The sequence below is a fragment of the Massilia sp. Root335 genome (assembly GCF_001425685.1).
Taxonomy (GTDB): domain Bacteria; phylum Pseudomonadota; class Gammaproteobacteria; order Burkholderiales; family Burkholderiaceae_D; genus Telluria; species Telluria luteola.
In genome coordinates this window covers 112,897-114,045 of sequence record NZ_LMCY01000033.1, presented here as the reverse complement: position 1 = coordinate 114,045, position 1,149 = coordinate 112,897, and the positions used below count along the sequence as shown (strand labels likewise).

1 protein-coding gene is annotated in these 1,149 nt (G+C 58.0%); it reads left to right on the top strand.

Features of this window, described 5'->3' with window-relative positions:
* Positions 1-485 precede the first annotated feature (485 nt).
* The gene (locus ASC93_RS18480; RefSeq protein WP_056445524.1) at positions 486-1,040 is read left to right on the top strand and encodes an FxDxF family PEP-CTERM protein; all 555 of its coding nucleotides are present in this window, start codon (positions 486-488) and stop codon (positions 1,038-1,040) included.
* The last annotated feature ends 109 nt before the right edge of the window (positions 1,041-1,149 follow it).

Below are 1,149 nucleotides of genomic sequence, written 5' to 3'. Positions count from 1 at the left end.
GCTGGATAGAGTACTTGGCTACGAACCAAGGGGTCGTGGGTTCGATTCCTGCCAGCCGCACCAATCATTCGAAAGGCCAGATCGCGAGATCTGGCCTTTTTCATTGCTGTGCTTCCACAGCTTTGACGACGAGTCGAGCCTCATCGTTATCCCGCCGTTTTTCTTGCCAACCGCGCAATGCTCGTTCACCAACAGAAAAAACTCTGCGGCGGATTTTCTCGCGTCTTCACGTAGGAACCTACCTACAAATACCGTGCAATATCGGTCTATTTTGTCATTTGCACATACCAAACCGACCACGTTCTCTATGAAGAGCGGGTGAAAAGCGCATCCAAGCGGAAACTCTTTATTTTCGGCATATTTCCATCAAGAAGCGCACACTTCGGTGATTTTCCGTGCGTTTTATCGTCGATTTGATACGATGAAGTTCCCCGATTCTTGAAAACCAAGCTGCAGGACGCGGCTGTTTCTTTGCGAGGTAAGAAATGAAAAAATCACTGATTGCTGCTGTAGTGTTGGCCTCTGCGTCGTTCGCTTCCACCGCTGCCATGGCGGCTACCGTCGGCAACACCCCGCAGGTCCTCGACCTGACCGACGGCAGCGGCTTCTTTGGCGACACGTTCGCGATGAACAACAACGGCAACACCTTTGCCGACCGCTTCACCTTTTCCGTGGGCGGCACCAGCGCCGGCTCGAACCTGGACGCCATCATCTCGTCCGTGAGCCGCACCGCTGACACCGGCCTCGACATCACTGGCGTATCGCTGTACAACGCCGCCGGCGACGCGCTGGTCTCGTCCGGCGCTTCTCTGCAATCCGGCAACATCGACGTGTGGACGATCTCCAGCAACAACCTGGCAGCCGGCAACTACTACCTGCAAGTGAGCGGCAACCTGGTCTCCGACCAGGCCGCGAGCTTCGGTGGCGCCGTCTCGATGGCCGCTCCCGTGCCGGAACCGGAAACCTACGGCATGATGCTGGCCGGCCTCGGCGTGCTGGGCTTCCTGGCGCGCCGCCGCAAGTCGGCCAACCAGGCTTGACGCGCCGTTAGCTTGAGTCGGGCGGAAGCGTTCGCGCTTCCGCTTTTTTTTGGCTGTGTTCGCGTTATGTAGGTAAGCGAGCGCTGCCACCTAGCCGCGCTGCGCCGCG

What these genes read in the sequence shown, in the direction of transcription:
- ASC93_RS18480 (WP_056445524.1), top strand. Translation starts at nt 486, where the DNA reads ATGAAAAAATCACTGATTGCTGCTGTAGTGTTGGCCTCTGCGTCGTTC.